Source organism: Paenibacillus sp. 10L310, from assembly GCF_056395745.1.
The window spans coordinates 1-612 of record NZ_JBFTKC010000057.1 but is presented as its reverse complement, the minus strand read 5'-3'; the positions used below and the strand labels follow the sequence as shown (position 1 = coordinate 612).

General features: G+C 44.8%; 1 protein-coding gene. It reads right to left on the bottom strand.

The features are described 5' to 3' along the window. A partial coding sequence (locus AC1DE7_RS31775; RefSeq protein WP_477535895.1) for a hypothetical protein occupies positions 1-612 on the bottom strand: 612 nt, incomplete at both ends.

Here is a 612-nt window from a genome sequence, read left to right as displayed (position 1 = left end):
TGGTCTGAGGGTTCGGGTACACCTGAAGAACCCTTTTTCGTGCTTACTCTGCCCGTAAATCCATTGAACTCCCCGTCCAATCCTTTCATAGTCATCTCGTGTTGCTCGAATTCACCCATCAGGGTAGATAATTCTTCTTCGCTCATGGGAGCCATAATTCGCCGGGCAAGATACTTCTTCTGTTCGACCGTCAGATTCTGTTTCTGCCAGTAATTATAGTCACCCATTTCCTCGGCGGTGATGTCTATTCTTCCGATATCTCGAGCAATGCCGTTATGATAAGGGCCAAAAAAGAGTTCATATTTAATGTCATTCTGCTTCACATCCCCATAATACACGAGTGCTTCCTTCAACTCTTGGTCAACCTGTTGATGMGCCCAATGCTCCCTCGTATTGCCTGGAATCTGATAATACATCTGGCTAAYTTCCTTTTCCTGCTGATGCAGTTTCTTCACAAAATCCATAAAGGAAGTAGCYGTGCTTAACTCTCGTGCTGCTGAGACAACTTTACCAAATAATTGGTGCTTATAAGCCTCTTCTTGCTGCATCTTGCCCACGAAATCACCATTCAGATGATTCAGAAGTTGTAGGGCCGAAGGCTTAAAGGATCCT